Origin of the sequence: Promicromonospora sp. NPDC090134 (genome assembly GCF_044746965.1) — a bacterium.
Taxonomy (GTDB): domain Bacteria; phylum Actinomycetota; class Actinomycetes; order Actinomycetales; family Cellulomonadaceae; genus Promicromonospora.
The window spans coordinates 404206-430159 of record NZ_JBIVCZ010000004.1; the positions used below are offsets into that span (position 1 = coordinate 404206).

The following is a 25954-nucleotide window of genomic DNA, read 5'->3' on the forward strand; positions in this document are numbered from 1 at the left end:
GGCTCTGTGTTCGCGCCGGCCGGAGCTGGAACCGCGAGCCGGAGGTGGCACTCCGGAGCGGGTCAGAGGCGCAGCAGGTCCCGGGCGAGGCCCTCGCGCAGCCCAGCGGGCGGATCCGCGTAGCCCTCCGCGTACAAGGCCTCGGGGAAGCCACCGGCGGCGAAGGCGGTGTTGAGGTCGTCGACGAACCAGAGCGTCGGACCGACCAGCCCGTCCACGCCGACACCGGGCAGCTGGATCCCGTATGGACCGTCGCCGCTGATGTTGGCCTTGTGCAGGGCGTCGGGGGCGAAATCGAGCTGGTAGTCGTCGTCCGGGTCGGCGTCCGCGCTGAAGCCGGTCAGCTCCGACTCGAAGTACTCACGCGCGCCGCCGCCGTAGGCGCTGTGCTCGAACTCGACCACGAGCGGGTCGGCAAGCACGCTCTCGGGCCACCGCGGGTACTGGCCGACGAGCCAGACGTCCCCGACCTGGCGGATCCACGCCGACACCGTCATGGGGAACGGTGCGAACGTCTCCTCCAGCCAGTCGGCGAGGTCGGCGGCGCCGTCCGACGGCGGGAGGTGCGCCGGACGGGGCGCGGCCTCGAAGTCGTTGTCGGCGGCGACAAAGCCGTCGGCCTGGAGCCGGTCGACGATGGTCTCCACGTTCCGGCGCGCCCGCACGGCCATCTCGCGGGCCACGGCCTGCGCGTCCTCGCGGTGCGGCTCGTCGAACGCCGTCAGGCCCAGAGCGCGCAGGTCGCGCCACACGTCGTCGTGCTCCCCGGCCTGGTACCGGGCGAAGTAACTGGTCACGAGGGGAATCCTGGCAGAGTCCGAGCGGCTCCGGGAGTACCTGGACGGACCGTGCCGGGACGGGCCTGGCTAGGACTGCGCGCCCACAGCACCGGCGGGCGCCGTCGTTGCCAGGGCCTGCCGCAGGTCCTCGATCGAGGCCTCGACCTTGCCGAGCCATTCGCTGAGCGACTGCTCGCTCGCCTCCTGCCAGAGCTCGTACACCTCGGAGCCCGAGCCGAGCACCCGGTCCGTCTGCTCCAGCAGCCAGGCGGCGCGCTCGTCGTCGAGCACGTCCCGGGCCGCCTCCACCGCCTCGCCGTGCGGCAGCTCGCGCAGCCCGCGCGCGGCCAGCGCGACCTCGATGAGGGCGAGGACGGCCGCACCGGAGTCGCTCTCGATGTAGTCGCCCCGCAGCTCGTCGGCGAGGTCGGTGAAGGAGAGGTCGCGGTCCGCGAGCGCCCCCAGCGTGTCCAGGGCCGCGTCGTTGCCCAGGATGTCAGTGCTCCATGTACCCATGGCCGGGAACCTACGCGGAGTCACTGACACTCCGACCTACGGCAGCAGCTCCCGCAGCCAGGCGATGCACGCCTCCGCCTGCACGCGCTGGAACTGGCGCAGGTGCGGGATGCCGGGCGGCGGCTCCTGCAGCGAGCCGTATACGAAGTAGGCGGTCAGCACCGCGACCTGTGTCGCGACGGCCTCGGGTTCGGTCCCGCGCGGGAGCGGCGTCCGGTCCAGCACCTCCTGCGGCGCGGGCCCGCCGAGGGCGTGCATGGCCGGCAGCATCCCGACGAGGTCGAGGAACGCCGCGCCGCGCGCCGCGTGCGGCCAGTCGACGACGACGCCGCGCGGCCGGTCGTCGGGACCGAGGACCAGCACGTTGTCCGCGCGGAAGTCGGCGTGCACCAGCCGGTCGCCACCGGAGGCCTCCGCCTGCCGCTCCGGGGAAGCGACCTGCGCGATCAGGTCGACGTGCGCGGCGAGCCAGGGGTCGTAGGTCGCCAGCCCCTGCGGGCGCTCGTCGGCCAGGGCCTGCGCATCGGGCCGCGGCTTGTCGGCGGCGTCAAGGAACACTCCGCCGTCGGGCGCCGGATGTTCGCCGATCTCGAGGGCGAGGCGGGCCAGCAGGTCGACGTCGTCCAGGTCCCAGGGGTCGGTGCGTACCGCGCGCCCGTGCACGGGCTCGAAGGCGAGGACGGCCCAGGTGGGCGCGTCCGGGCCGGCGACGCCGCCGTCGTCCGGCACCTCGAGCGACCACAGGAAGGCGGGCGACGGGAGTGTCGCCGGCAGCCGCGCCGCCTTGACCGCTTCGTTCCGGTGCAGCCGCAGGGCCTCGGTCTGGTCCGGGCTGGCGGTCTTGACGAAGACCTGGCCGCGCTCGGTGGTGAGCACGCTGGCCAGGCCGGGCGAGTATCCGCCGTCGTGCGAGACCCAGGAGGTGACCTTCGCGCCCAGGCGGTCCTCGATCGCCGTCCGGATCGCGGCGGGCAGGTCGGGCCAGGTGGGGCGTACGCGGGTCATGCCAGAGCAGCCTGCCGGAGCGGTCGGGGCGGCACCAACGGTATTTCTTCGTCGCGTACCTCGTGTCTCCGCGATCGACGGACGGCGCGGGCCGGCGCCGGTGCAGCAGGCCGAAGTCGGATCAGCCCTGAACGCCGGGCCGCACGGCGACCGGACGGCCGTTCTCCAGCTCGGCCACGCCGCCGTCGGTGATCGCGTCCAGGGCGGCGGCGATCCGGCGCGCGACGAGCGGACGCATCCGCTCGTGTGCCTCGGCGACGGTGCACCACGCCCAGGACCGCAGCTCGTCATCGGCGAGCGGGATGGCCGCGGCCTGCTGCTCGACCAGTCGGCCGCCGTCGTACACGAGGACCAGGGCCTCCGTGCGCCCGCCGACCGGCGGAACGTGGTCGACGGCGACGAGGCGCCCCGGGTCGATCGCCAGACCGAGCTCCTCGCGCACCTCGCGCGCCGCGGCGGCGCGGGGCGACTCCCCGAGCTCGACGGCGCCGCCCGGGGCCTCCCAGACCTGCTTGTACGTCGGCTCGCACAGGAGCACGCGGCCGGTGTGATCGGTGAACAGGACGGTCGCCGCCATGCGCTTCCGCGGGATGGTGTGCGTGTGCTCAGCCGAGCCGATGTCCTGGGGTCGTTCGTCGGGAGTGGTCGCCATGGTGGCGAACGTAGACCGTCTGCGCCTACCCGAAGCCGGCCTCAGAAGACGACGGCGGAGAACCAGTCGAACCCGACCTCGCCGTTGCGCTGGATGAAGATGCTCGCGAAGCCCTCGTTCGTCGTCCTTACGCCGACCGGCACCGTGATCGGGATGGAGCTCTGCCCCACGGTGAGCACGGCCGTGCTGCCCGTGCCCGAGATGCGGACCGTGCCCGCCGAGTAGACCTGGAGGGTCACGTTGACGGTGCGCGCCTGGTTCGGCGGGAACTTGAAGAGATAGACGATGTGGTACGGGTTGTGCGAGGAGAAGCTCGGGAGCCGGTGGTACGCGGGCTCCGCCTCCGTGTTGATCAGGCAGTCCTGGACGTACATGCCGAGCACCCGCCCGGCCGAGAGCCTCCGGCGGGACTGGCGCGGGTTGAGCTGCCCGATCGGTGTGGCGTCGAGGGCGGTGGTGTCTTCGCGCTCGTCCTCCTCCACGACGAAGGTGGCGGTCAGATTCGTGCCGTCGCGTTCGGCCTCGTAGAGGACGTCGCGCTCGGGAAGGCCGTCTCCCAGGTCGACCAGTCCGGCCGCTGTGAGCCGGTCGAGCACGTCGCCGTCGGCACGAACCGAGGTGATCTCTCTCAGCCGGGTGAGCGGGTCGGTTTCCGTGTTGGTCTCATCAGACATGATCGCTCCTCGTCGAGCGTTATTGATTCCACCGTTGCCAGGGTCCCGATGGTTTCGATGCTAGGTCAGAGACCAGCACGCCACTTGGCGAGTCCCGCGTCTGGCCGATTGTTCACCCGACGCGCGGCAGCGAAGGGCCCGCATGCCCTGAACCCGTAGCTCCGTCGAACACCACGGTGCTACGACGGCTGCAGCAGAGCCCTCAGACGATCGCCGATCGGCCCCTCGCGCCAGTTCTTGTCGTAGAAGCTGACCTGGATCCGGTGCAGGGCCGGGTGTCCGGTCGCGGCCTTCGGGACGCGGGTCGACTTGCCCGCCGCATCGACGAAGGTGATGACGGGGTTGGCAAGCACGAGTTCGTCAGCAAGAAGGCCCTGGCGACGCTTGCGGTCGATCCCCACCACCTCGGACCAGGGCGCCTCGACCCTGTACGCGTCGCGCTGGACCGTCAGGCCGGATTCCGAGACCGTGAGCGTCCGACGGCGTACCCGCCGGTACATCCGGATCGCAAGCACCATGGCCACCACGACGTATACGGCGGCCAGCGCAACAAGGACCGGTCGCTGCGTCGTGATCAGGACGAGCGAGATCGCGGCCGTGAGGATCGGGATCGGCAGGACAAGGAGAAGGGCGAGGTCCTGTCGGATCCGGTAGACGGTCACGGCTCGTGAGCGTAGTGGACGTCTTCCGCTTCTGTTGCCGCAGATTCCTGATCGCTCGATCGTCGGGGGCGCCTTGCTTACCCCTTCCGCTCGCCGGACAGGCCGGCGTCGTCGACCGCCCGTTCGAGGGCGTCGACGGACTCGTCGAGGATGTCGCGCAGCAGGCGGGCCTTGTGCAGGGCGTTGCGTGCCTCGGCCGGGGTGTCGGCGTCGAGGTCGAGGGTGACGACGCGGCCGCAGTCAGCGATGGTCAGGCGTGCGCTGACGCGCTTGGCCTGCTCGTCCGGGGTGAAGCCGGGTTCGGTGGTGATGTCGGCCAGCGCATAGGCGCCGGCGTGGTGGCCGCGGCGGTTCAGGAACGTGCGGCGGTAGAAGCGTCGGAACGCCATGGGTACCTCGTCTCAGGACAACTCCCGCCTGAGTGGGCGGGGTCGGTACCCGCCTGCGCTGCTCACCATGTGTGAACTGTAGGTCGGCGGGGTTGGGGGACGCACGAGAATTCGGCGCACTCCTGGTTTCCACGCGGGCCGTGCATGTCGGACCCGCCGATAACCCCTGTGCCTGCCCCGGCACAATGAGCCTCGTGATCCACGCGTATGCAGCACCCGCCACAGAGCGGCCTCGTCGATGACTGGCGACCGGCTGCTCACCAGCCTGGAGGGCGCGTCGTGGCTTCCGCCCGGTGGACGGGCCGAGGCGGTACTCGCCGCTCCCAATGCCCCCGTTCCCACCCCGGTGGGTCTGGTCCGGCTCCTGGTCGACGACGAGAGCGGGCGCCTGTTCTGCGTGCCGCGAACCGGCGGCCGACCCGGCGTGGACCTGCCGACGACCGCGGTGACCGACGGCGACACGGCCGCCGCGCTGGACCGCCTCACCCGTGCGGTGTTTGGGCAGGCGTGCGAGACGACGCTCGTGGGTTTCATTCGAAACACCGTGCCGGAGGGAGTCGTGTACGAGTGGCCGAGCCCGGTCGCGCACTTCACGGTCCACCGTCCCGCTTCGTCGGGTGTTCTTCCCGCCGTGGACGGGGTCTGGCTCCATCCCGTGTGGGACGTCGACCAGTTGTCCGAGCGGCACTGGTGGCCGTTGGTCGCCGTCGACCATGACGCCGCTGCTGCGATGTCCGACGACCTGCTGATCGCGTGGGGGCTGTGGCTTGACGGCGTCGACCGCGATCGCGATCGCATCGTCAGCTCGGCCACCGACGCGCTGGTCCTCGGATTGGATTCGCCGGGGCTGCGCGAGCTCGCCGGGCTCGATCACGCGGTGGACTGGGGCGACGTCGACAGCCTCATCCTGCAGGCCGCCGTCGAGCTGCACCTCCCGCGGCCGACCAACGAACTCGCTCTGCGCGCGGAACTTGAACGTCATGCCCGTCAGATCCTGCGGGGTCAGGAAACCCCCGGAGCATTGACCGTGTGGGCCTATCGACGTGTCGGGCACGAGGGGCCCCGAGAACTGCTCGCCCTCGTCCGGCTCGACGACGAGTACGCGATGCTCGAGGAGGTGCCCGGCTACTGGGAGATCCCCGACAGGTCGGAACAGGTGCGCGCCCTTGACGAGGTCGTCCGCTCCGCGGCGGCCGCGATCGTCGCCGGCGAGACCGACCTGAGCCGCTTCATGCCGGGTCGATGGCGGGATATCCCGCGACCTGCGGCCTCGGGCGATGCGTGAGCCCGGACAGTACCGGGACCGCGCTCTGGCACCGGTTTCGTGCTGGCCTGCGGGCGTGGCTTGTTGAGCGTGCCGCTTCGACGGACGAGCGCCCGACACGCACGGGGCCGCTCAGCGCTGGCGACGACAACAACACAGTGCTGCCTTTCCCGGTCTCAAAGGACCGCCACCTCGCCATCGCCGATGATGCTTCCGATGGCGCTTCAGCACCTGTGCTGATTCCCTCCAGTCATGACACTCGTCGTGGTGGGCGCGATCCTGTTCCTGGTGGGCACGGCGGGTGCCTTCGTCGCCGCCCGACCCAGGGACGGCGTTCCCGCAGCCGGCTGGTACCCGGACCCGAGCACCCATGCGGCCCAGCAGCGGTTCTGGGACAGCCGCGCCTGGACCGGCGAGGTGGCCGACGGCGGCCCGGCTGCGGCACGCGGTCGGCACTTCCGCGGACGGTTCTGGGGCACGTGGGTCTGGTACCTCGTGGCGGCCGTCGTCGTCCTGGCGGCCGGGTCGGTCGTGTACCAGTCGTCGGGAAACATCCACGTCATGGGCGTGGCGAGCTTCCTCGGCATGGCCGGCGTCTGCTGGGCCTTCTACCGGTTCGTGAACCGCCAACTCGCGCTGGACGACGTCGTAGGCCCGGTCACCGTCCTGGCGGTGGCCGTGGGCACCAGCGGCGCCGTGCTGCTGGTCGCGGCGAACATCAACTCCTGGATCATCAACGGCGCCGGGATCGTGACGGCGACCGCGTGGGTCGGCGTCGTCGAGGAGGGGACCAAGCTCCTGGTCCCGCTGCTGCTCTTCGTGGCGGGCCGTTACCGCGACCCGCGCGCCGGCATCGCGGTGGGCCTCGCCTCAGGGTTTGGCTTCGCGATCACCGAGACGACCCAGTACGCCTACGCGACGGAGACGGCGTCCGGACCCAATTTCTGCGGGACGGGCACCCTTGACGCGACGCCCGCCGCGGTGGTGCAGGAGCAGATCTTCCGGGTGTTCACGGTGTCGCCCCTGCACTGGCTCTGGACCGGCATCGCTGCGGCGATTGCGTGGCGGCTGTGGCACCTGTACGGGGGGCGCGGTACGTGGGGCGCGCTCGGTGGGATCGCGCTGGTAATGGTGGTGCACTCGCTCAACGACAGCTCGGCGACGGCGTTCTGCGACGATCCCGCGGCTAGTACTGGTGCGGTGGTGCTGCGGTGGGTGCTGGTGGTGGTGATGTACGTGGTGTTCCGGGCGTGGGCTCGGAAGTCGGTGCCTCCGCAGCTGGTTGGCGTGGTGAGTCGGGGGTGGGTGCCAAAGCACCTGGCCAGGAGAGCAGCGCGAGCAAGATCTGGGACGACAAGTCAGGAACCAACAGCGCGGTCGTAAAGTCCCCGTCGGGCTTGGGGCGGACGGCGCGTTGGCGGCGGCAAACGAGCCTCACAGGCATCCGGTCGCGACATCCACGGTCCAAGCCGTGAGGGACGTGCTGAACGCCGCTTCGTCGCATGTCGATGCGGTCGACGATCAGAGGTTGATCATCTGACCCGACGTCGTACACACAAGCGACCGAAGAAACTCCCGCGTCTCTTCATCCGTCGAATAGATCAGCGCCCCGACCGTCCCCCCGCATGAGCAGAACCTTGTAGGTGTTCCGAGTCAGCCGTTCGAACTGAGCATCGGTGACACTCTTCTTGGCCAGCTCCCCGTCGCGACCCTCAGCCCGCCGCACGACCCACGCCCCTCGACCCGCATCGGCAGCCTGCCGCCACACAAGGTCGGGGCCGAGGATCACCGCATTCCCACCCCGGTTCGCCATCGTCGTCGATCAAGGCAGCGTCATCCCTCCCCGGGCAGCCCGGAACGCAGCTCGCCAGCACGCTGGTACAGCTCTCGGAAGGCAGAAACAGCAGCAGGCGACGCAGCGACAGGCGGCGTGTGCCGCCGAGGTGCGTAATCGCAGCAGCAACGACCTCATACGACCCGTCCCTGCGTGCCGGGTCGCCGATCCACTCCACGTAGGTCTGCATGGCGCTGATCGCCTCGACCCCGGCGAGCAGGGCACTCACCGCGGCGAGTGGCGGCGCCGTCAGCCCGCCGGCTGAGGACGTCATCGCGGTCACCACACCGTCCTTGATCTCGTCACCAGGCATCGCCAGCGCCAACCACGTACCCACGACCAGGGGCCGCCATCCTGACCCGAGCAGCCGACGCACCTCGTCAAGTGTCACGGTCGCGCTCACCCGCACCAGCTCGTCAAGCAGCTCCGGCTCCAGGTCAGTGGCCCCGACACCCATCATCGGCAGGTAGAACGGCGCCACGAGCCGCTGCTCCAGCTCACTCAGCGACACCACGACCTCGCCCACTGGCTCGCGCCCGCCTCGACCCACAAGGCCAGGTCCGGAGCGCCATCGAAGGTGTACAGGGAGTACTCGGGGCATCCCTGCAACACGGTGACGCCTGACGCAGCATGGTCCGGCGCGAACCAGACGACCTCCCCCGTTCGGCGGTGCGCGAGGGTGAGATTCCCGTTCGCCTCTCCGGCGACCGGCACATAGTCGGCTGCCTCGATCGGGATACGGAGCCCTTCGTCGGCCCACATCCACTCGTATGCGCCGAGCATCTGTCGCACCGGCCAGCCGGCCGCCTCGCGAGTCAGCACGTCGCCGCAGTTGAGCCACCACCACGAGTCGGAGACAGCCCCGAAGTGCTAGACGATCCCCACCCGTGGCGGCCCACACGGCCCGCAACGCCTCCGGTACATCCGCGTCACCATCCTGCACGGGCGGTCGGCACAACCAGCCGCGACGTTCCGCAAGCGGTCCCCACGCCAACAGCTCGTGATCGACGCCGTCGAGCCGGACCGGCGTGACGGTCGCCGCAGAAAGCAACCCAGCAAGGACAGGCATGCCGGCCAAGTCGACTGGTTGATGCGGCTCAGACACGCCGACATCGGTGCCCTCCCCCGGCAAGCCGCGGGCACTGCGCCATGAGCAGGTCTACGTCGTTCATGAGCAGATCATGTCGCTCCACGGAGCCAGGTCACGTCGCCTCACGAAGACGGAGCGTAGCGACGCGCCGACACCCACGGTGACCAGCACCAACCACCCTCCGCTCAAAGCCGGCAGCCCTACGAATCGACAACCGACTCGGAAAGCGCCACCGCCTCCCCAGGCCCCGCCCGCCACACCTGGACCAGGTACTCCTCGGTCGGCTCGTCCACCACCAGGTCCGGCGCCACCGACCGCCCCCGCGCGTGGACGCGCAGCCGGTACCAGCCCGGACCCGCCGTTCCGATGCGCGGGACGTCCCGATCGTCCTGACTGAACCCGCCGAGATAGGCAGGCCTGTCGCGGACGAGCACGCTGAACTCGGCCACGTCCTCCCAGCCAGACACCTCAAGGGCGGGCATCGATCCAACCTCAGACACCTCGACGGAGACCGGCCCCATCGAAATCCCGGTTCGAACAGTGGGAGCCCGCTCCAGATTCGGGAACCCGCCGATGGGCACGCGGCCCTCGGCCAGGTGCTGCCGCCCCGATCCCATGAGCGCGAACACCGGCATGGAATTCGAGAGCGGTACACCCACGTCGAGCACCAACCCCCTGATCAGGCCTGCGTCACGCGGCGACAGCCAGGTCACGCCGTGCACCTCGAGGCACGCCTCTTCCACGCGGGTCACGTACCTCATCGCCGGCCCCGCCGCCACGGGATCGGCCGCGACGCCGCGGTCCGGTGCATCTCGACCTCACCCTCGCACACGTCCGAGATCCTCCCACGCCACCGCACAAAGAGGACGGCCCCCACCACGAACCTTCAGACCCGCAAAGGCCTGACCGCTCACACCCCGATCACCGCCACAATCGCAGCAGCAAAAGGTTCAGGCGCCACATCCCCCCGGACAGCAAGCTGCTGCCCGTACCCGTGACAGATCGCCACGAACGCCTCAGCGATTCGCGCCGCCTCCGCGGGCTCGTGGTCAGGCAGGAGCGCGACCACAGCACTACGCAGACCGTCGAGCTGCTCGCGAACAAGCGACGCGAGCTCCGGAGAGACAGCAGCCTCGGCGTAGATCTGGGCGACCAGCCGAGCGTGGCCGCTCTCGCGCTCGAGTGCGCGGAGGTGTTCGAGGAAGTCGAGGATCGACGCCGGCGTCAGCGTGGCCGGCAGGCCGAGGCTCGCCTGCACGCAGATCGCCGTGATGATCTCGTCCTTGCTCTTGAAGTACCGGTAGATCGCACCGACGGACAGCTCGGATGCCTCGACGAGGTCCGTCATGGACGTCCGTGCGAAGCCGTGCGTCGCGAAGCGGACGCGGGCGGCGTCGAGGATCTGCTGGCGGCGTGCGTCGAGGTGGGCTGGGCTGACCTTCGGCATAAAAGAATGACCGTTCGTTTTACGTGGTAGGTTCGCTCAACATACCCCAGGCCGTCACATGAGGAGAGTTCCGTGCGCTACCAGACCTTCGGACGACAGAGCGGGCTGCGCGTCTCGCAGTACGCGCTCGGCACGTCCACCTTCGGCTCGGCCCCGACCGCGGCGGGAATCGAGGGGTCCAGGTCGATCTTCGAGGCGTTCGTGGCCGCCGGCGGGACCACCATCGACACCTCGAACCTCTACCAGGCCGGTGAGGCCGAGACCGTCCTGGGCGACCTCCTGGGCCACGAGCGCGACGACTACGTGGTGATCACCAAGTACACCGGGAGCCGGAGCGCCCAGATCCGCCCCGGCACCACGGGCAACAGCCGCAAGACCATGGTCCGGTCCCTGGAGGAGAGCCTGCGCCGCCTGAAGACCGACTACGTCGACGTCTTCATGCCGCACTTCCCCGACGGGGTGACGCCGATGCCGGAGATCCTGGCCGGCCTGGAGGATCTGGTCCGGGCGGGAAAGATCCGGTACGGCGCCCTGTCGAACTTCCCGGCGTGGCGCGTCGCGGGCGCCGTCGTCCGGTCGGAGCTGACCGGGCACGTGCCGCTGGTGGGCATCCAGACCGAGTACAGCCTGGCCGAACGTTCCGCGGACCGGGAGCTGCTCCCGATGGCCCGCGCGCACGGGCTGGGCGTCCTCTTCTACTCGCCGCTGGCTGGTGGCCTGCTCACCGGGAAGTACCGGCGTGGCGAGCAGGGACGGCTCAGCGCACAGGCCACGGCGCACGGCCCGGCTGGGGAGGACGGCGGGCAGCGCGCCGCGCTGGTCGACGCCGTCCTCGCCGTGGCCGCCGAGATCGGTACCGGCCCGGTCCAGGTCGCGCTGGCCTGGCTGCGCCGGCAGGCCGAGCACACCCAGACGTCGATGATCCCCGTCGTCGGGCCACGCACCCTGGCCCACCTGGAGCAATACCTCGACGCCCTCGATGTCGACCTCGACGAGCACCACTACCGGCTGCTGGACGAGGTCAGCGCCATCAAGCTCGGCGCTCCTCACGAGGACGCCGCCGGCGCGCTGGCCCACGGCACCGACGGGGACCGGACCCTCCTCGACGGCCCGGTCGTCCCGCCGGTCTGACGGCCCGACATCCCGGCGCCTGGCCCCCGCAACGCACGCCCGAGCCGACGACGCGACCCGCCCCGTCCTAGGCTCAGCACGATGAACGGCCCGACGACCGCCCACGCGCCCCCACCCAACAACACGCTCCGCACCCGCCTGGTCGACTCCGCCCTGATCGCGATGGCCCTCGTGCTGGCCCTGGTCTCCCTCCAGATCCAGACCAACGAGCCGAACCCGCTCCCCACCGGTCTCCTCACCGCCGACCGCCTCACCGGCCTCCTCGGCTGCTTCGCCCTCTGGTGGCGCCGCAGGTTCCCGGTCCAGATCGGCGTCGTCCTGGCCGCGGCGAGCGTCTACTCCGAAACAGTCACCGGCGCCGCGATCGTCGCGCTGTTCACCGTCGCCGTGCACTGCTCGATCCGCGCCACGGCAGCCGTGACCGCGATCAGCGTCACCGCCCTGAGCACCTACCAGCTCCTCTGGCCGGACCAGACCGCCCCACCCGTCACCATCTTCACCATCATCGCCCTGGGCAACCTCGCGACGGTGGCGTGGGGCCTGTCCATCCGCAACCGACGAGCCCTCGTCACCTCCCTGCGCGAACGCGCCGCGGCTGCCGAGGTCGAGGCGCAGCTCCGTGCCGAGCGCTCCGAACGAGAAGCCCGCCAGAGCATCGCGCGCGAGATGCACGACGTCCTGGGCCACCGCCTGTCCCTGCTCAGCGTCCACGCGGGCGCCCTCGCCTACGCGCGCACCGCGCCGCCCGACGACGTCGGGCGTGCCGCCGAGGTGGTCCGCGAGAACGCGCACCGCGCCCTCCAGGACCTCCGCGACGTCATCGGCGTGCTCCGCGCCCCCGTGGGCGAGCTGCCGATGCCCGCCGTCGAGGACGTCCTGGAACTGATCGAGGAGGCCCGCTCGTCCGGCACGGAAGTAGACCTTCAGGACGACGCCGGACTCACCACCGGCGAACGAACCATCCCGGAGGTGCAGGGGCGCACGCTCTACCGCATGGTGCAGGAGTCGCTGACCAACGCGCGCAAGCACGCCCCGGGCGCGCCCGTCACCGTCCGCATCACCGGGCGGCCCGACGACGTCGTCGCCGCCGAGGTGACCAACGCGCGCCCCACAGCCACGCCCAGACACCCCCAGGGCTCCGGGACCGGACTCCGCGGACTCGACGAACGCACCCGCCTCGTCAACGGCACGCTCGACCACGGCCCGACCGACCGGGGCGGCTGGCGCGTCCGGCTGCGCCTACCCTGGCCGACGTGAGTGATCCCACGCCCGGCGACGAGCCGGCCATCACCGTCCTCATCGCCGACGACGACCCCATGGTCCGTTTCGGCCTCAAGATGATGCTCGACGGCGCCCCCGACCTCGACGTCGTGGCCGAGGCGGGCGACGGCGCCGAGGCGGTCGAGCTGGCCCGGCGTCACCACCCCGACGTCGTGCTCATGGACATCCGGATGCCCGGCACGGACGGGCTCACCGCCACCGAGATCCTGCGCGGCGACTCCCCCGCGCCGCAGGTCATGGTGCTCACCACCTTCGACGCCGACGCCCACGTGCTGCGCGCGCTCCGCGCCGGGGCCGCGGGGTTCCTGCTCAAGGACACCCCGCCGGACGAGCTCGTCGTCGCCATCCGGCACGCGGCCCAGGGGCGTCCCGTGCTCTCGCCCGAGGTGACCCGGCGGCTCATCGCCAAGGTCGCGGAGTCGGACGACGACGGCCGCCGCGCCACGGCCCGCGAGCGCCTCGGCGCGCTCGGTGAGCGGGAGCGGGAGGTCGCCGTCGAGATCGGGGCGGGGCGGTCCAACGCCGAGATCGCGGCGCGTTTCTTCCTGGGCCTGACGACGGTGAAGACCCATGTGTCGTCGATCCTGGCCAAGCTGGGGCTGAACAACCGGGTGCAGGTGGCGCTGCTGGTGCAGGAGGCGGGGCTCGACTCCCCCGACGGACCGGAATGACCGGAGTGACCGGGTAGCGGCCCAGCGGCTCCGACTTCGGTCGGCAGGTCCGGACCGATCGGCCGATAGCCCAGGTCGGACGGCGTTCCTAGGGTCGATCGCATGCCTTCATCCACACGACGAACCCGTTCCCCGAACGCTGCCCTGCACGTCGCCGCGGTGCTCGCCGTCGTCTCCCTGGCCGTGTCCGGGTGCGCCACAGGCGCGGGCGGCGCGCTGGCGGCGTCCGCCGCCGGCGGGGCGCCCGCCTCGCCGAGCGCCGAGCCCGCCTCCCCGAAATTCGCAGCCCCCACCCCCGACCCGATCGACTGGGCCGAGTGCGGCCCGAACCTGGACTGCGCCACCGTCGAGGTCCCGCTGGAGTACGCCGAGCCCGACGGCGAGCAGATCCCGCTCGCGGTGGTACGGCACCGCGCCACCGACCCCGAACGCCGCATCGGCAGCCTGTTCATCAACCCCGGCGGCCCGGGTGTGCCCGCGTCCGAGATGGTCCGGTCCATCGACCCCGCCGGCGAGACCAGCCCGTTCTCGCCCGACGTCGTGGCGCGCTTCGACGTCGTCGGCATGGACCCGCGCGGTGTCGGGGAGTCGGACGCCGTCCGGTGCCTCACCGACGAGCAGCGCGCCGCGCAGGCGGCCGAGGACCGCGACCCGACCATCCCGGGCGGCAAGCCGCTGGGGCACCTGCTCCAGGACGCCCGCACCTTCGCGAAGGGCTGCGCCACTCACCAGGACCGCGCGTTCCTGGCGAGCATGTCCACCGACAACGTGGCTCGCGACCTGGACCAGGTGCGCGCCGCGATCGGCGAGGAGCAGATCACGTTCTACGGCGCCTCGTACGGCACGGTGGTCGGCCCCATGTACGCCACGCTGTTCCCCGAGCGCGTGCGCCAGATGGTGATCGACGCCCCCGTCGACACCGACCTGTGGCAGAACGACCCGCTCCGCCTGCTTGACGACGTCGCCCGGTCCAACGAGGAGACGCTCGACCTCTGGTTCGAGACGTGCCGCGCCGAGGGTGTGGAGGCGTGCCCCTTCGGGGACGGCGAACCCGAGGCCGCGTTCGACGCCCTGATCGCCGACCTGGAGCGGGAGCCCATCCAGGTCCCGCCCACCGAGGGCCTCACCCCCGGCGGGAGGCTCGACGGCGCCATGGCGCTGGAGGGCATCCGCGCCGCGGCGGGCGTCCGTACGCTGTGGCCCTCGCTCACCGCGGGCCTGCTCGCCGCCCAGCAGGGCAACGGGACGTTCCTGCACTTCCTGGTCTCGAACGTCACGGTCGCGCCGTTCGGCGGCCCGTTCGCCACGCTCCAGGAGCCGCACACCGCCGTCCGCTGCGCCGACTGGCCGTCCCTGCGGAACCTGGGCGAGCACCGCGCCGCCGCCCGGGAGATCTCCGCCCGCGGCGAGCGCCTGGGCAGCCGCGCCGCCTACAGCGCGCTGAACTGCGCGTTCTGGCCGACGACGAACGAGGACCGGTTCACCGACGAGCTCACCGGCGCCGGCGCCCCGCCGATCCTGGTGGTCGGCGGCGAGGTGGACAACGTGTCGCCGTACCACTGGGCGCAGGCCATGACGGAGCGCCTGGAGGACGCCGTGCTGCTCACCCGGACGGGCGTGGGCCACACCTCCTACCGGACGAGCGGGCCGTGCATCGATTCCGCGGTGGATGCGGCGCTGATCGACGGCGTGCTGCCCGCCGAGGGCACGGTCTGCGAGGCGGTGCCGGCGGGGACGACGCGGGTGCCGGCGGCGCCGGTCGGCGAGTGACGGCGGCGGAGCGGCGCGTAGTGTTCGCGTCGCTCCGCCGTCACCTGCAACCTCGGAACTGATCCCGTCCGTCCCCCGGATCCACCGGATACCGTTCCCGTCGTGTCCGGAATCTTCGACGACGTCGCCAGGCTCGCCCACCAGCATCTCGACGCTGAAACCGCTGAGGCGTGGCTTCGCATCGTGCGCCCGTCAGTTGCCCTCGTCCCGGCCGAGCCGGACGACGCCGTCGTCGCCCGGCTCGGTGGCCGGCCACGGCTTCCGGACGGAACGCCGTGGCCGCGATGGGATCCGGTCGGTCCGCTGTCGTACGTCGGCGAGCTGGACCTGGCGGCCCTGGCCGCGACCGGGTACGACCCGGGCGTCCCTCTACCAGCCGTGGGGCGTTTCGCGTTCTTCGTGCTGGACAAGAGCGATGACTACGACTTCGCCGACGGTTCTGAGCCGGACAGTTACCGCGTCCTGCACCTGACGGCGGACGGCACGGTCCGCCCCACGCCTCCGGGCGCGTCCACCTACGCCGAGCAGACGCTGACGGCCCGGCAGGTCGTCACGGCTCCCGACATCTTCGACCCTGCGCTGCCGGTGGCTCTGGCCGTCGACGCCGACGCCGACTACCGGGCCTGGCTGGACCACCCCGTGCAGGCGCCGGCGTTCTCCGACGCCCTCGAGCGCTTGCGTGGCTCGCTCCCCCGGCACCAGGTCGGCGGGTGGGCGATCGCGGTCCAGGGCCCGGTAGAGGTCGAGGCGGCGCGCGCGGAGGCGCGACGTCGTTCGCTCGAACCGGAAGCAGGCGCAGCCAACGAGAACGACCCATGGGTGCTGCTGTTCCAGGTCGACTCCTACGACGGCGCCCAGTGGGGCGACGTCGGCAGTCTCTACTGGCTAGCCCGCACCGAGGACCTCGCCCGCGGCGATCTGTCCAACACGCGGTTCGTCATGCAGTGTTGTTGAGCCCTCAACCCACGGAGACCAACACCTCGGTCGGCACCCAGCCAGGCAGAGCTTCCCGCTGACCAAGCCACGCATTCGGCACGCCGACAACGCCGTCCCGGTCGCCGAGCCCGGTGTACGCGCCGACGATGCCGCCGACGATCGCAGCGGTGGTGTCGACGTCCCCGCCCGCCTCGACACAGGCCTTGATCGCCGCGGGGTAGTCGGTCAAATAGGTGGCCGCGGTCCACAGGCAGAACGGCACGGTGTCCTGGGCCGAGACACGTGACCCGTTCCCGAGCTTCCAGGCAGCCTCGCCCACCGACGCACCGAGCAGGTCTCGCGCGGCGGCCACGCCCCTGGCCGTTGCGCCGGACAGCAGGTACGGCTCGACAGTGTCGAGAACCTCCTCCGGCTTCGGGCTGACGTGCGCAACCGACGCATCGGCAATGAACGCCGTGGCCACCGCGACGACGACCGCGCCGGCGATCCCTTCCGGATGCGCGTGGGTAACCTCCGACGCGCGGATCGCCTGCCCGGCGGCACGGTCCAGGTCACCGGCGAAGTAGGCGCCGAGCGGTGGGATTCGCATGGCCGCGCCGTTGCCGAACGACCCGGCGGGGAACGCGGCGACGGTGGCTTTCTGCCACGGAACGCCGTCGCGAATCTGGTGCAGCACCTGGACAGCGCCGGCGCCGTAGCCGCGGTAGGGATCGCATCGCTGCGCGAAGTTCTGAGCGATCCTGTCGCGGTCGATCTCACCGTGGTGGATCAGCTCCGCAGCGACGGTGCACGCCATGTCCGTGTCATCGGTCCAGGGCCACGGTCCGGCCGGCACGGTCCCCTCCCCGACGAGCGAGGCCGGATCGTTGGTCGGGACGAAGTACTGGGCACCGAACGCGTCGCCGACGGACAATCCGGCAAGGCTGTTGGCGCACAGTGCGACTCGCTGCCCGGGACGAATGGTCGGGTCAAGGCTGCGTGGCACCCGCAGATCCTGTCAGGAGTGCGACGTCGCGGCCAGCAGCAATCACGACCGCCGGGGCGGTCAACGGCAGAGGCCGTCGACCCAAATCCGCAGGTCAGGCAGTCCCGCCGGCGCCTCGACAACAATCTGCTCCACGGGCCGACGGCGTCCCGGCGCGAGCTGCTCAGCGGTCCGCACGAGCGCAGCATGGGCGCGCACCACCCGGTCCGGCTCGGGCTGGAAGTAGCGCTCCCCCGGTTCGAACTCGCTCGGGACGTCGTGCGGCCCGTACCCGTGCGCGAAGAACCACAGGGCGTCCCAGGCGTCGGCGGCCAGGATGGCGACGTCGCCGTCCGACCCGAGATAGACCACCGGCTGGTCCGCCAGGACCACACCCGGCCTGATCATCCACGAGCAGACGTAGCCGCCACCGCCGTCCTGCCCGAACGAACGAAACTCCTGGCCGGTGACCTCCGGATTTCCCGTCCAGTGCCGCAACCACCAGCCGGTCTCCGCGACAGGCTCGAGCTCGGGGTAGGGCTCGAAGGCGATGCCCCGCCCGTCGTCGTAGTCGTAGTCGGCGTCCATGATCGCGCGCAGTGGCGGGGGCGCGTCGTCGCGAGCGAGCGGGCCAGCCACCTCCCGCAACCAGGCTTCCACCGCGGCGACGTCGTCCTCGGTCAGGCCCGACGTCGGACTGACCCGGTGCAGCAGCGCCGGACCGGGATGCGCCGCCTCGACCCACTGCAGGTCGACGTCACGGATCTCGTCGTCGAGCCAGACGAACGGACGCCCCGCGGCGTACCTCACTAGCGACGCCGCCTTCCAGTGCAACCCGTCGGGCACCGGGACGCCGTCGTCCTCGTCGAAGTCGACGACCGGCAGCCGGCCGAGCGCCAAGATCGGCGCCACGACGTCGTTCGCGTCCGGCCCCCACGCCGTGGCCCACACCAGCTCGGCCCCGAGCCCTAGCAAGTCGTGGCCAGGCCCGCGACGGAGCTTGGCCAATTGCGGGTTGGACGGTGCCCGCCACGCTTGAAGGTCATCCACGGATCGCCACCGGTCGCCAGGCCCGAGCGGCAGAAGGGTGCCGTCAATGTCCAGGAACACGATGGGTCGCTGCGTCACGAACCTGCACCCTACCGGCCGCCGTCCAGCACAATAACCGCCATGACCAGCACGATCGCCGGCGGGCCCGGCTGGCACACCGACCCCGCCACCCTGCAGCCCGTGCTCGACGACGAGGCCGCGTTCCGCGCGGCGAACGCCACCGACCCGGCGCTGGAGGTATTCGTCGCCCTGTGGTCGGGAGATCCGGACCGCGCGGCGTCCCTGCTCAAGCCACTGATCGACGGCGATCCGACGGCGCTGCACCTCCAGGTACTCGTGGCGGACGTGATCCGCGCCCGCGGCGACACCTCGACCGCGATCAAGATCCTCGAGCTGCTCGTCGGCAGCCACGAGTACAAGCCAGGTGAGGAGGTCGCGGTCCGTCATCTGGGCGAGGCGCTGTTCGCTGTCGGGGACTACCCGCACGCCGCCGCCCGCTTCCGGCGCGCGCTCGACCTTCGGCTTGCTTCCGGCGCCGACTCCTCTTGCATCAACGCTTCGCGCATGGCGCTGGACCGCGCCCTGGCTCTCGTGCCGTGGCCGCTCACTCACACCCGGGACTGGGGCTGGGGCGTCGCTTTCCTCACCGACCCCGTCGTCGGCGAGATCCCCGATATCGACGACGAGCCCCCAGTCATCACGTCGCCGCTCGGACTCTGCATCCGGGTCCGGAACGCCTCGGACATCGACTGGCAGGCCGACGAACAAGGAGCCGACGAGCAAGGACCGGCGCTCGTCACCATCCACCTCGACCACCCTTCGGCGTTCGCACGACCGCAGCGGGCCGTCGTCGTCGACACGATGCTGGAGACCCCGAGCAAGTCGTGCGCCTCGATGACGCCGACGGCGAGATCCTCCTGCCCGCCCCCGGCGTCCGCACCCGAGTAGTCGTCAGCCACCACGACGACGAGTGGAACCAGCCGGACGAGGTGTGGGTCGACCTCTACTCCGCGAGCTAGGTGCGCGTTCCGCCGATCCTCAGCCCACCGAGCCTCCAGGCTCGTCGAGCAGCGCGGCCGGCCGCTCAGGAGCCTCGAACAGGCCTACCCGACTCGACCGGACGACAAGAACCGACGCCGAGAGGGCTCCCCCATCACCGGGTGATCACGGCCCGTTCAAGGCGACAGTCATTCGTAGATGCGGCCAGTTTCGAGAAGTTCACCGATCAGGCCCCAACTCCATGCGACCGGCTGTTCCCCGTCCCACAGGCCGGCGGCACCGCACTCCAGCAACGAGTGAGGGTCGAAGTTGTACCAGTGGTGACGTGTCTCGGACCACACGCCGAAAAACCGCATCTCGTCCGCGAGCTGCTTGCCACGCATGCGGTGCAGCTCCGCAGCCTGGAAGCGTATGACTGCACGCGTGTATTCGAGCCCGCCGTCGGCGAAGCCATCATCCGTTGGCCAGCCCGGAGGTTTCACCGATGCCAGCCAACGTTCATCGAACTCAGGGGCTTCGGCCGTGAACGCGCTGCGGAGAAGGTCGAAGAACAGTACTTCGTCCATGGAACGCGCGCTTCGCTGATCGATGAGGCGCCACAGCACGAGCAGATACTGCTCAAGTTCGCGGGTCGGAAGTTCACGGATCTCGTCTCGGAGACGGTTGTAGTGCTGCCCGCCGTCGTACTCGCCATCGCGCACTTCGACAGACTCATAACCGGTCACGGCGTGAGACTACCGAGGGACTTCGAAAGCTCGTTGCCCGTCATTTCACCAGAGATGCAGATAGTCCTTGACGTCGTCGAGACCGTCGAGCGCCCGGCTGTCCACATCCACGGGATCCGCCTCGGCACGCGCCGCCAAGGAGTGCACCAGCGTGACAGCTTCAGCACTGAGATGTCCGAACCTTCGAGCAGTGTGTCCCAGGCACAGGCCGGCCAGCCCGAGCAACGGGCTGCCGGGCACGGCCCGCGTCCCGACCTGCACGCACCAGTGCTCGACGAACTCCCGATCGTCGTCGCTCAAGGCGCTGCCAACCAGGGCGTCCGCCGCCTCTCCTTCATGGTCACGGTTACCGAGCGCCCGCTCCAGCGTCTCGGCCACCTCGTCGTGCGGCAGCGCTGGAGGGTTGTAGAAACTCCGATGTACATGCATGCCGGGAGGCTACGGACCTCGCGCGGATGCGCGCGTCCCTTTTACCGCAGCACGACGACTCCCGGCCCAGACACCGTCACCACAGTCCCACCAGGGCCGACCTCCACCCGCGCAGCCTCACCCCCGAGCACCACCCCGGAGTCCAGCACCACCGACGCCGGCTCACCCTCACGCTCCACCACCACCGAAACCGGCCCCTCCCCCACCACGAGCACCACATCCACCCGCCCATCGGCGCCACCGCCCGAACGAGTCATCACCACCGCGCCGTCCCGCACCCGCACCGAGGTCCCACCCGGATCCCCCGAAGCAACAGCCGCCTCCGCGCGCCGCAGCCCCACCAACCCCCGGTACAGCTCCAGCATCCGAGCCCCGCCCTCCGACGAAGCCTCGTCCCAGTCCAGCCGGGACGCCTCAAACGTCGACACCGCCTGCGGATCCGGCACCACGACGTCCGCCCCGTACAGCTCCGCCCACCCGTGCCCGCCGAACTCCGCCGCGCGTCCGCGCGAGATCGCCGCCGCGAGCTCCGGCTCCTCGTGGTCCGAGAAGTACTGGAACGGCGTGGTCGCGCCCCACTCCTCGCCCATGAACAGCATCGGCGTGAACGGCCCGAGCAGCACCACGGCCGCGCTCACCGCGAGCGCCCCCGGCGGCAGCACGCGGGAGGGCCGGTCGCCGAGCGCCCGGTTGCCAACCTGGTCGTGGTTCTGGGAGCAGACGACGAAGCGGCGCCGGTCCATGTCGGGCGGCACGGGCGCGCCCCAGTTCTTGCCGCGGAAGGTGGACCAGCCGCCGTCGTGCACGAAGACGCCGGTCAGCGCCTTGGCGAGCGTCTCGGGCGTGCCGAAGTCGGCGTAGTACCCCTGCCGCTCCCCGGTCACCAGCGTGTGCAGGGCGTGGTGGACGTCGTCGGCCCACTGCGCCGTCATGCCGTACCCGGACCGGCCCTGGAACGCTCCACGAGTAGGCGTGACCGTCCTCGGATCGTTGGCATCCGACTCGGCCACCAGCGACAGCGGCCGCCCGATCTTCCCGGCCAGCAACGAAACGGCGTCCGACAGCTCCGCCAGCACGTGCCGCGGAGAGTCGTCCACGAGCGCGTGGACGGCGTCCAGCCGCAGCGCGTCCACGTGGAAGTCGCGGAACCACCGCAGGGCCTTCTCGACGACGAAGGCCCGCACCTCGGCGGAGCCGTCGCCGTCGAGGTTCACGGCCGCGCCCCACGGGGTCTGGTGCTGGTCGGTGAAGTACGGGCCGAACTCGCCGAGGTAGTTGCCGGAGGGACCGAGGTGGTTGTCGACGACGTCGAGGCAGACGGCGAGCCCGCGGGCGTGCGCGGCGTCGACGAAGCGCTGGAGGGCAGCCGGGCCGCCGTACGGTTCGTGCACGGCCCACAGGGCGACGCCGTCGTACCCCCAGCCGTGCCGCCCGCCGAACGCGGCGAGCGGCATGAGCTCGACCATGTCGACGCCGAGGTCGGCGAGGTGGTCGAGGCGCCCGACGGCGGCGTCGAGCGTGCCCTCGGGCGTGAACGTCCCGACGTGCAGCTCGTAGACGACGCCCCCGCGCACGTCACGGCCGGCCCAGGCGCCGTCGGCCCAGGAGTGAGCAAGGGCGTCGAACGTGCGCGACGGTCCGTGCACCCCGGCGGGCTGCCAGGGGCTGCGCGGGTCGGGGCGCGGCGGTCCGCCGTCGAGCGAGAAGGCGTAGTCGGTTCCGGGCGGCAGGCTGCTCGAGGATGTCCACCACCCGCCGACGTCGGCCACCATGGGTTCCGTCGCGTCGGTTGCCGGCAGCACGAGGTGGACGCGAGACGCGAACGGCGCCCAGACCCGGAGGGGCGCGGTCATGCCGGCTCCGCCACGAGCAGCGCGACCGGCCACGGCCCCAGCAGCTCCCCGAGCCGTACCGCTCCGCCGGCGAAGAACGAACCGGTCAGCACGGACCGCCACCTCTCCCCCGAGTCCGGCTGCGGCAACACGACCGAGGCCTCACCGAGCCCCGAGACGTCCCCCAGCCGCGTGGCGACGACCGCCACCCGTGGCCGGGCAGCGTCGAGCCGGACGAACCCCACGGCACGCCCCGTCGTCACCGGCAGCGGCTCGTACCCCGCGTCCTCGCCGACGAACGCCCCGGGATGCGCCCGCCGCAGCCGCAACGCGGCGGCCGTCAAGGCCAGCTTCTCCTCCGCCAGGCTCGACGGCGTCCGCCCCGCATCGAGCGACCCGAGGACGGCCGCGAGCCCCTCCAGGTCGACGGGCCGCCGGTTGTCGGGGTCCACGAGCGAGGTCCCGGTCACCTCGGTGCCCTGGTAGACGTCGGCGACGCCGGGCACCGTGAGCTGGAGCAGCTTGGTCGCGAGCACCGACCGCCGCACGGTCGGCGTCACCTGCTCGACCCAGTCGGTGAGAGCGGCGACGACCGCAGGCTGGTTCAGCAGCAAGGTCGCGTACTCCACCAGCCACGCCTCACGGGCCAGGTCGGGCGCCGTCCAGGTGGTCCACGCCTTCTGCTCCCGCGACGCCTTGACCAGGTACGCGGCCAGCCGCTCGGCCTCGATCGGCCCGTCCGGGGTCCACGTCCCGGCGAGCGTCTGCCAGAGCAGGTTCTCGGCCCGCCCGTCGAGGTCGGCAGGCCGCGCGTCCGCCGTCACGTCACGAAGATGTCGCACCAGCCCGGCCCACGAGTCCGCGTGCGACGAAACAGCCCCGATCCGGGACCGCACGTCCTCGCCGCGCTTGGAGTCGTGCGTCGATCCGGCGGTCATCGTCGCGGGCCACGACTCGGCCAGGTGCCGCGCGTGCTCGTGCAGCTCGTCCGGCCCCACACCGAAGCGCGAAGGCGCCCCGCCCACCTCGCACAGGCTGACCAGGTGGGTCCACCGGTAGTACGCGGTGTCCTCCACGCCCTTGGCCATCACCGCGCCGCACACCTGCGGGAACCGGACGACGAGTTCGGCCCGCCGCTCCTCGTCCCGCCGCCCCGCGGAGCCGGCCTCGCGCCCGAGCACCAGGTCGACCACGAGGTCCAGCGTGTCGTGCCGGTCCGGGTCGAGGCGCGAGTGGGCGACGTCGGCCGCCTCCCGCACGACGCGCTCCGCCTCGGGCGGCGCCGCCTCCCCCGGCACGACGTACGCGCGGTACCGGCCGAACGCGACGACCAGCTCGACCACGCATTCCTGCAACGACCGGAACGTGTGGTCGCGCAGCCGCACGTCCTCGCGGCAGATGTCCGCGACCATGGTGGTCAGCAGGTGGATCTCCGCGTACAGGGACGTCTCGACAATCTGCCGCTTGGCCTGCTCGATCACGTCGTCCAGGCTCGTCTGCCCGCCCGACAGCTCCTGCATCAGGGCGGCGAGCGGGGCCACGCCGTCGGGGTCGACCTGGAGGGCGTGCAGCCGCCAGGCCGTGTCGTAGCCGGTGGTTCCGGCGACGGGCCAGTCGTCCGGCAACGCCTCGTCCTCCTCCAGGATCTTCTCGGCCACGACCCATGCCCCGCCGGTCGCCTCGTGCAGTCGGCGCAGGTAGCCGCGCGGGTCGGCCAGGCCGTCGGGGTGGTCGATCCGGAAGCCGTCGATCACGCCCGCGTCGAAGAGCTCGAACAGGAGCGCGTGCGTGGCGTCGAAGACGCCGGCGTCCTCCACGCGGATGCCCGCGAGCGTGCCGACGTCGAAGAAGCGCCGGTAGTTGAGCTCCTCGTCGGCCACACGCCAGTACGCGAGCCGGTAGTGCTGCCGCCCCACCAGCTCCGCGAGCGGCAGGTGCTCGGTCTCGGGCCGCACGGGGAACAGGTGGTCGTAGTACCGCAGCACAGGCTGCGCCTCACCTCCACCGAGGCCGTCGTCGTCCCCGGGGACGACGACGTGGTCGAGCGCGAGCTCCCCCGCCGCCAGCACCGTGCCGATCCGCGCGCCGAGCACCGGCATCAGCAGCCCCTCACCTGCGGCGATCTCGAGGTCGAACCAGCTCGCATACGGGGACTCGTGGCCGTACTTGAGCGCGGACCACAGGGCCCGGTTGTGCCAGGCCGGCGTCGGCACGGCCATGTGGTTGGGCACGACGTCGACGACGACGCCCATCCCCCGCGCGTGCGCCGCCGCCGCGAGCCGTTCGAGCCCCTCCCGACCGCCCATCACGTCGCTGATCCGCGTGTGGTCCACGACGTCGTACCCATGCGTGGAACCCGGCGCCGCCTGCAGCACGGGCGAGAGGTAGAGGTCGGTGACCCCGAGGGTGTCGAGGTACGGGAGTGCCTTCTCGGCGTCCGCGAACGTCAGGTCGGGGCCGAGCTGCAGCCGGTAGGTGCTCACCGGGGTGCGGCGGCCGGGTCCAGGGAGATGGGAATGCACTGTGCCTCCGTCGTTCGGTGGTCGTCCGGCCGTCCCGCCTGGTCCACACAATGGCTGATCACGGGGTATATCGCCAGGCCACCGGGTGAATCTCTCATCCTGGTCTCACATACTTCTCATGATGGCCTGGAAGCGTGGTCCTTCCGCCCGACGGAAGGAACGGACCGCATGTCCAAGCTCACGAACATGATCGGCCTGGCCAAGAAGATGCTCGACTCGCAGAACGGGCAGCAGCAGCAACAGGGCGCGCCGCAGGGTGGTTCCACGGGCCAGAGGTCCTGGCAGTCGACCCTTCAGGACATCGCCGGGGCGGTGACCGGGCGCGATCAGCAGCAGGGAGCGCCGGGTCAGGGCTACCCGGGCCAGCAGCACGGTTACCCGAGCGCTCCCCAGGGCTACCCGGCTACACGGCACGGTTACCCGGGTGCGCCGGGAGTCACCGACGCCGACCGCCAGGCGATCGCCCGCTACGACTACCTCATGCAGACCGCCGACCCGCACCAGGTCGAGCGGATCCACGCCGAGGCCTTCGCGCGCCTGACGCCGGCGCAGCGCCAGGAGGTGCTGCGGCGCATGCAGACCGAGCTCCCGCCGCACGAGCAGCCCCGCTCCGCCGACCCGGTCGAGCTGTCGCGGGCAGCGGGCCGCAGCGAGGCCCGTCGACCGGGCTCCATGCGGTCCGTGCTCGCCAAGGTCGGCACGCGCGGCGCTGTCGCCGGAGTCGCCGTGGGTGCGGTCGGCATCCTGGGCGTCGTCGCGTCCGGTGCGGTCGTCAGCAGCGTCGCCGGGCCCCTCCTGGAGAACGCCGCGAACCTCGGCGTCGACTTCGAGTCGCTCGCCGCGGGTGTCGACGTCGAGGGGCTGACGGCGGCGGCCGGCGAGTTCGGGACCGGTGCCCTGGGCGAGGCCGCGGCCGGCGTCGGGGGCTTCGGCGCCGACGCCGTCGACCAGGCCACGGCGGGTATCGAGGGCTACGGGGCGGACGCTCTGGGCCAGGCGACCACGGGCGTCGAGGACCTCGCCGGCACGGCCGAGGGCGCGGTGTCCGGCGTCGGGGACCAGGTCTCCGGGGTCGGCGACCAGGTCTCGGAGGCAGGCCAGTCGCTCTCGGACATCGCGGAGAAGTTCGACCCGCGCAACTTCTTCTAGGACGTCCCGACGCGATGACGGCGCCCGCACGAGGTGCGGGCGCCGTCCCGCACGGGTCAGACGCCCCAACCCTCCCAGTTGATGTTGGACACGAAGTACAGGATGGCCAACACCACGAGCGCCCCCAGCAGGCTCAGCGACACGAGCACTGCGATCGCGGCTCCGGCCAGCCCCAGAGCCGAT

The 25954-nt window shown here is 71.3% G+C and carries 27 protein-coding genes; 9 read left to right on the forward strand and 18 right to left on the reverse strand.

Features of this window, described 5'->3' with window-relative positions:
• Positions 1–62: 62 nt before the first annotated feature.
• From ACIPN7_RS14115 to ACIPN7_RS14145, 7 genes are all read right to left on the reverse strand, one after another.
• Entirely contained in the window at positions 63–797 is a 735-nt protein-coding gene (locus tag ACIPN7_RS14115; RefSeq protein ID WP_400542925.1) for a hypothetical protein, read from the reverse strand.
• A gap of 69 nt (positions 798–866) precedes the next feature.
• On the reverse strand, positions 867–1295 hold the full coding sequence (locus ACIPN7_RS14120) for a DUF4259 domain-containing protein (protein ID WP_400542928.1): 429 nt from the start codon (positions 1293–1295) through the stop codon (positions 867–869).
• A gap of 36 nt (positions 1296–1331) precedes the next feature.
• Positions 1332–2300, reverse strand: coding sequence for a phosphotransferase (locus ACIPN7_RS14125; protein WP_400542931.1), 969 nt, complete (start codon positions 2298–2300; stop codon positions 1332–1334).
• A 121-nt stretch (positions 2301–2421) separates the two neighbouring features.
• Entirely contained in the window at positions 2422–2952 is a 531-nt protein-coding gene (locus tag ACIPN7_RS14130; RefSeq protein ID WP_400542934.1) for an NUDIX domain-containing protein, read from the reverse strand.
• 41 nt (positions 2953–2993) lie between these two features.
• On the reverse strand, positions 2994–3626 hold the full coding sequence (locus ACIPN7_RS14135) for a hypothetical protein (protein WP_400542937.1): 633 nt from the start codon (positions 3624–3626) through the stop codon (positions 2994–2996).
• 179 nt (positions 3627–3805) lie between these two features.
• Complete coding sequence (locus ACIPN7_RS14140; RefSeq protein ID WP_400542940.1) at positions 3806–4288, reverse strand: hypothetical protein; 483 nt, start codon at positions 4286–4288, stop codon at positions 3806–3808.
• Between the two features lie 77 nt (positions 4289–4365).
• Entirely contained in the window at positions 4366–4677 is a 312-nt protein-coding gene (locus ACIPN7_RS14145) for a hypothetical protein (RefSeq protein WP_400542943.1), read from the reverse strand.
• 238 nt (positions 4678–4915) lie between these two features.
• Between ACIPN7_RS14145 and ACIPN7_RS14150 the strand changes: the two genes are divergently transcribed.
• Both ACIPN7_RS14150 and ACIPN7_RS14155 read left to right on the forward strand, forming a co-directional pair.
• On the forward strand, positions 4916–5962 hold the full coding sequence (locus tag ACIPN7_RS14150; RefSeq protein WP_400542945.1) for a hypothetical protein: 1047 nt from the start codon (positions 4916–4918) through the stop codon (positions 5960–5962).
• A gap of 231 nt (positions 5963–6193) precedes the next feature.
• Complete coding sequence (locus ACIPN7_RS14155) at positions 6194–7324, forward strand: PrsW family glutamic-type intramembrane protease (protein ID WP_400542948.1); 1131 nt, start codon at positions 6194–6196, stop codon at positions 7322–7324.
• Positions 7325–7526: 202 nt separating this feature from the next.
• On the opposite strand, the gene ACIPN7_RS14160 is transcribed toward ACIPN7_RS14155, so the two are convergent.
• The 5 genes from ACIPN7_RS14160 to ACIPN7_RS14180 all read right to left on the reverse strand — a co-directional run bounded on the left by ACIPN7_RS14160 (position 7527) and on the right by ACIPN7_RS14180 (position 10312).
• Complete coding sequence (locus ACIPN7_RS14160; protein WP_400542951.1) at positions 7527–7754, reverse strand: DNA/RNA helicase domain-containing protein; 228 nt, start codon at positions 7752–7754, stop codon at positions 7527–7529.
• The gene (locus ACIPN7_RS14165; protein ID WP_400543273.1) at positions 7654–8301 is read right to left on the reverse strand and encodes a hypothetical protein; all 648 of its coding nucleotides are present in this window, start codon (positions 8299–8301) and stop codon (positions 7654–7656) included. Before ACIPN7_RS14165 ends, ACIPN7_RS14160 begins: the two co-directional genes overlap by 101 nt.
• Positions 8277–8597 carry a hypothetical protein gene (locus tag ACIPN7_RS14170; RefSeq protein WP_400542954.1) on the reverse strand — a complete coding sequence of 107 codons (321 nt, stop codon included), beginning with the start codon at positions 8595–8597 and terminating at the stop codon, positions 8277–8279. The genes ACIPN7_RS14165 and ACIPN7_RS14170 overlap by 25 nt, the downstream gene beginning before the upstream one ends.
• Before the next feature lie 468 nt (positions 8598–9065).
• Entirely contained in the window at positions 9066–9626 is a 561-nt protein-coding gene (locus tag ACIPN7_RS14175; RefSeq protein WP_400542957.1) for a hypothetical protein, read from the reverse strand.
• A gap of 149 nt (positions 9627–9775) precedes the next feature.
• The gene (locus ACIPN7_RS14180; RefSeq protein WP_400542960.1) at positions 9776–10312 is read right to left on the reverse strand and encodes a TetR/AcrR family transcriptional regulator; all 537 of its coding nucleotides are present in this window, start codon (positions 10310–10312) and stop codon (positions 9776–9778) included.
• Between the two features lie 72 nt (positions 10313–10384).
• Here ACIPN7_RS14180 and ACIPN7_RS14185 point away from each other — a divergent pair, with 72 nt between their 5' ends.
• From ACIPN7_RS14185 to ACIPN7_RS14205, 5 genes are all read left to right on the forward strand, one after another.
• A complete protein-coding gene (locus tag ACIPN7_RS14185; RefSeq protein WP_400542963.1) occupies positions 10385–11443 on the forward strand; it encodes an aldo/keto reductase in 1059 nt (352 codons plus the stop codon).
• Between the two features lie 81 nt (positions 11444–11524).
• Positions 11525–12700: a sensor histidine kinase gene (locus tag ACIPN7_RS14190; RefSeq protein WP_400542966.1), complete on the forward strand. Its 1176-nt coding sequence runs from the start codon at positions 11525–11527 to the stop codon at positions 12698–12700.
• Positions 12697–13395 carry a response regulator gene (locus tag ACIPN7_RS14195; protein WP_400542969.1) on the forward strand — a complete coding sequence of 233 codons (699 nt, stop codon included), beginning with the start codon at positions 12697–12699 and terminating at the stop codon, positions 13393–13395. Before ACIPN7_RS14190 ends, ACIPN7_RS14195 begins: the two co-directional genes overlap by 4 nt.
• Before the next feature lie 102 nt (positions 13396–13497).
• Positions 13498–15165 (forward strand): alpha/beta hydrolase, encoded by a 1668-nt coding sequence (locus ACIPN7_RS14200; protein WP_400542972.1) that lies wholly within the window; start codon positions 13498–13500, stop codon positions 15163–15165.
• Positions 15166–15267: 102 nt separating this feature from the next.
• Positions 15268–16119: a YwqG family protein gene (locus tag ACIPN7_RS14205; protein WP_400542975.1), complete on the forward strand. Its 852-nt coding sequence runs from the start codon at positions 15268–15270 to the stop codon at positions 16117–16119.
• Positions 16120–16123: 4 nt separating this feature from the next.
• Here the strand turns inward: ACIPN7_RS14205 and ACIPN7_RS14210 are convergent, their stop codons facing one another.
• Both ACIPN7_RS14210 and ACIPN7_RS14215 read right to left on the reverse strand, forming a co-directional pair.
• Positions 16124–17086: an ADP-ribosylglycohydrolase family protein gene (locus ACIPN7_RS14210; protein WP_400542978.1), complete on the reverse strand. Its 963-nt coding sequence runs from the start codon at positions 17084–17086 to the stop codon at positions 16124–16126.
• Positions 17087–17146: 60 nt separating this feature from the next.
• Positions 17147–18193, reverse strand: coding sequence for a hypothetical protein (locus tag ACIPN7_RS14215; RefSeq protein ID WP_400542981.1), 1047 nt, complete (start codon positions 18191–18193; stop codon positions 17147–17149).
• Positions 18194–18235: 42 nt separating this feature from the next.
• Between ACIPN7_RS14215 and ACIPN7_RS14220 the strand changes: the two genes are divergently transcribed.
• On the forward strand, positions 18236–19063 hold the full coding sequence (locus ACIPN7_RS14220) for a tetratricopeptide repeat protein (protein WP_400542984.1): 828 nt from the start codon (positions 18236–18238) through the stop codon (positions 19061–19063).
• A gap of 239 nt (positions 19064–19302) precedes the next feature.
• Here ACIPN7_RS14220 and ACIPN7_RS14225 read toward each other — a convergent pair whose 3' ends face one another.
• From ACIPN7_RS14225 to treY, 4 genes are read right to left on the reverse strand one after another with little or no spacing between them, the layout of a single operon-like run.
• Complete coding sequence (locus ACIPN7_RS14225; protein ID WP_400542987.1) at positions 19303–19839, reverse strand: hypothetical protein; 537 nt, start codon at positions 19837–19839, stop codon at positions 19303–19305.
• Positions 19840–19884: 45 nt separating this feature from the next.
• Positions 19885–20268, reverse strand: coding sequence for a hypothetical protein (locus ACIPN7_RS14230; RefSeq protein ID WP_400542990.1), 384 nt, complete (start codon positions 20266–20268; stop codon positions 19885–19887).
• Between the two features lie 41 nt (positions 20269–20309).
• A complete protein-coding gene (gene treZ, locus ACIPN7_RS14235; RefSeq protein WP_400542993.1) occupies positions 20310–22121 on the reverse strand; it encodes a malto-oligosyltrehalose trehalohydrolase in 1812 nt (603 codons plus the stop codon).
• On the reverse strand, positions 22118–24622 hold the full coding sequence (gene treY, locus ACIPN7_RS14240; RefSeq protein WP_400542996.1) for a malto-oligosyltrehalose synthase: 2505 nt from the start codon (positions 24620–24622) through the stop codon (positions 22118–22120). Before treY ends, treZ begins: the two co-directional genes overlap by 4 nt.
• Positions 24623–24790: 168 nt before the next feature.
• Between treY and ACIPN7_RS14245 the strand changes: the two genes are divergently transcribed.
• Positions 24791–25771, forward strand: coding sequence for a cation-transporting ATPase (locus ACIPN7_RS14245; RefSeq protein ID WP_400542999.1), 981 nt, complete (start codon positions 24791–24793; stop codon positions 25769–25771).
• Positions 25772–25954: the final 183 nt, after the last annotated feature.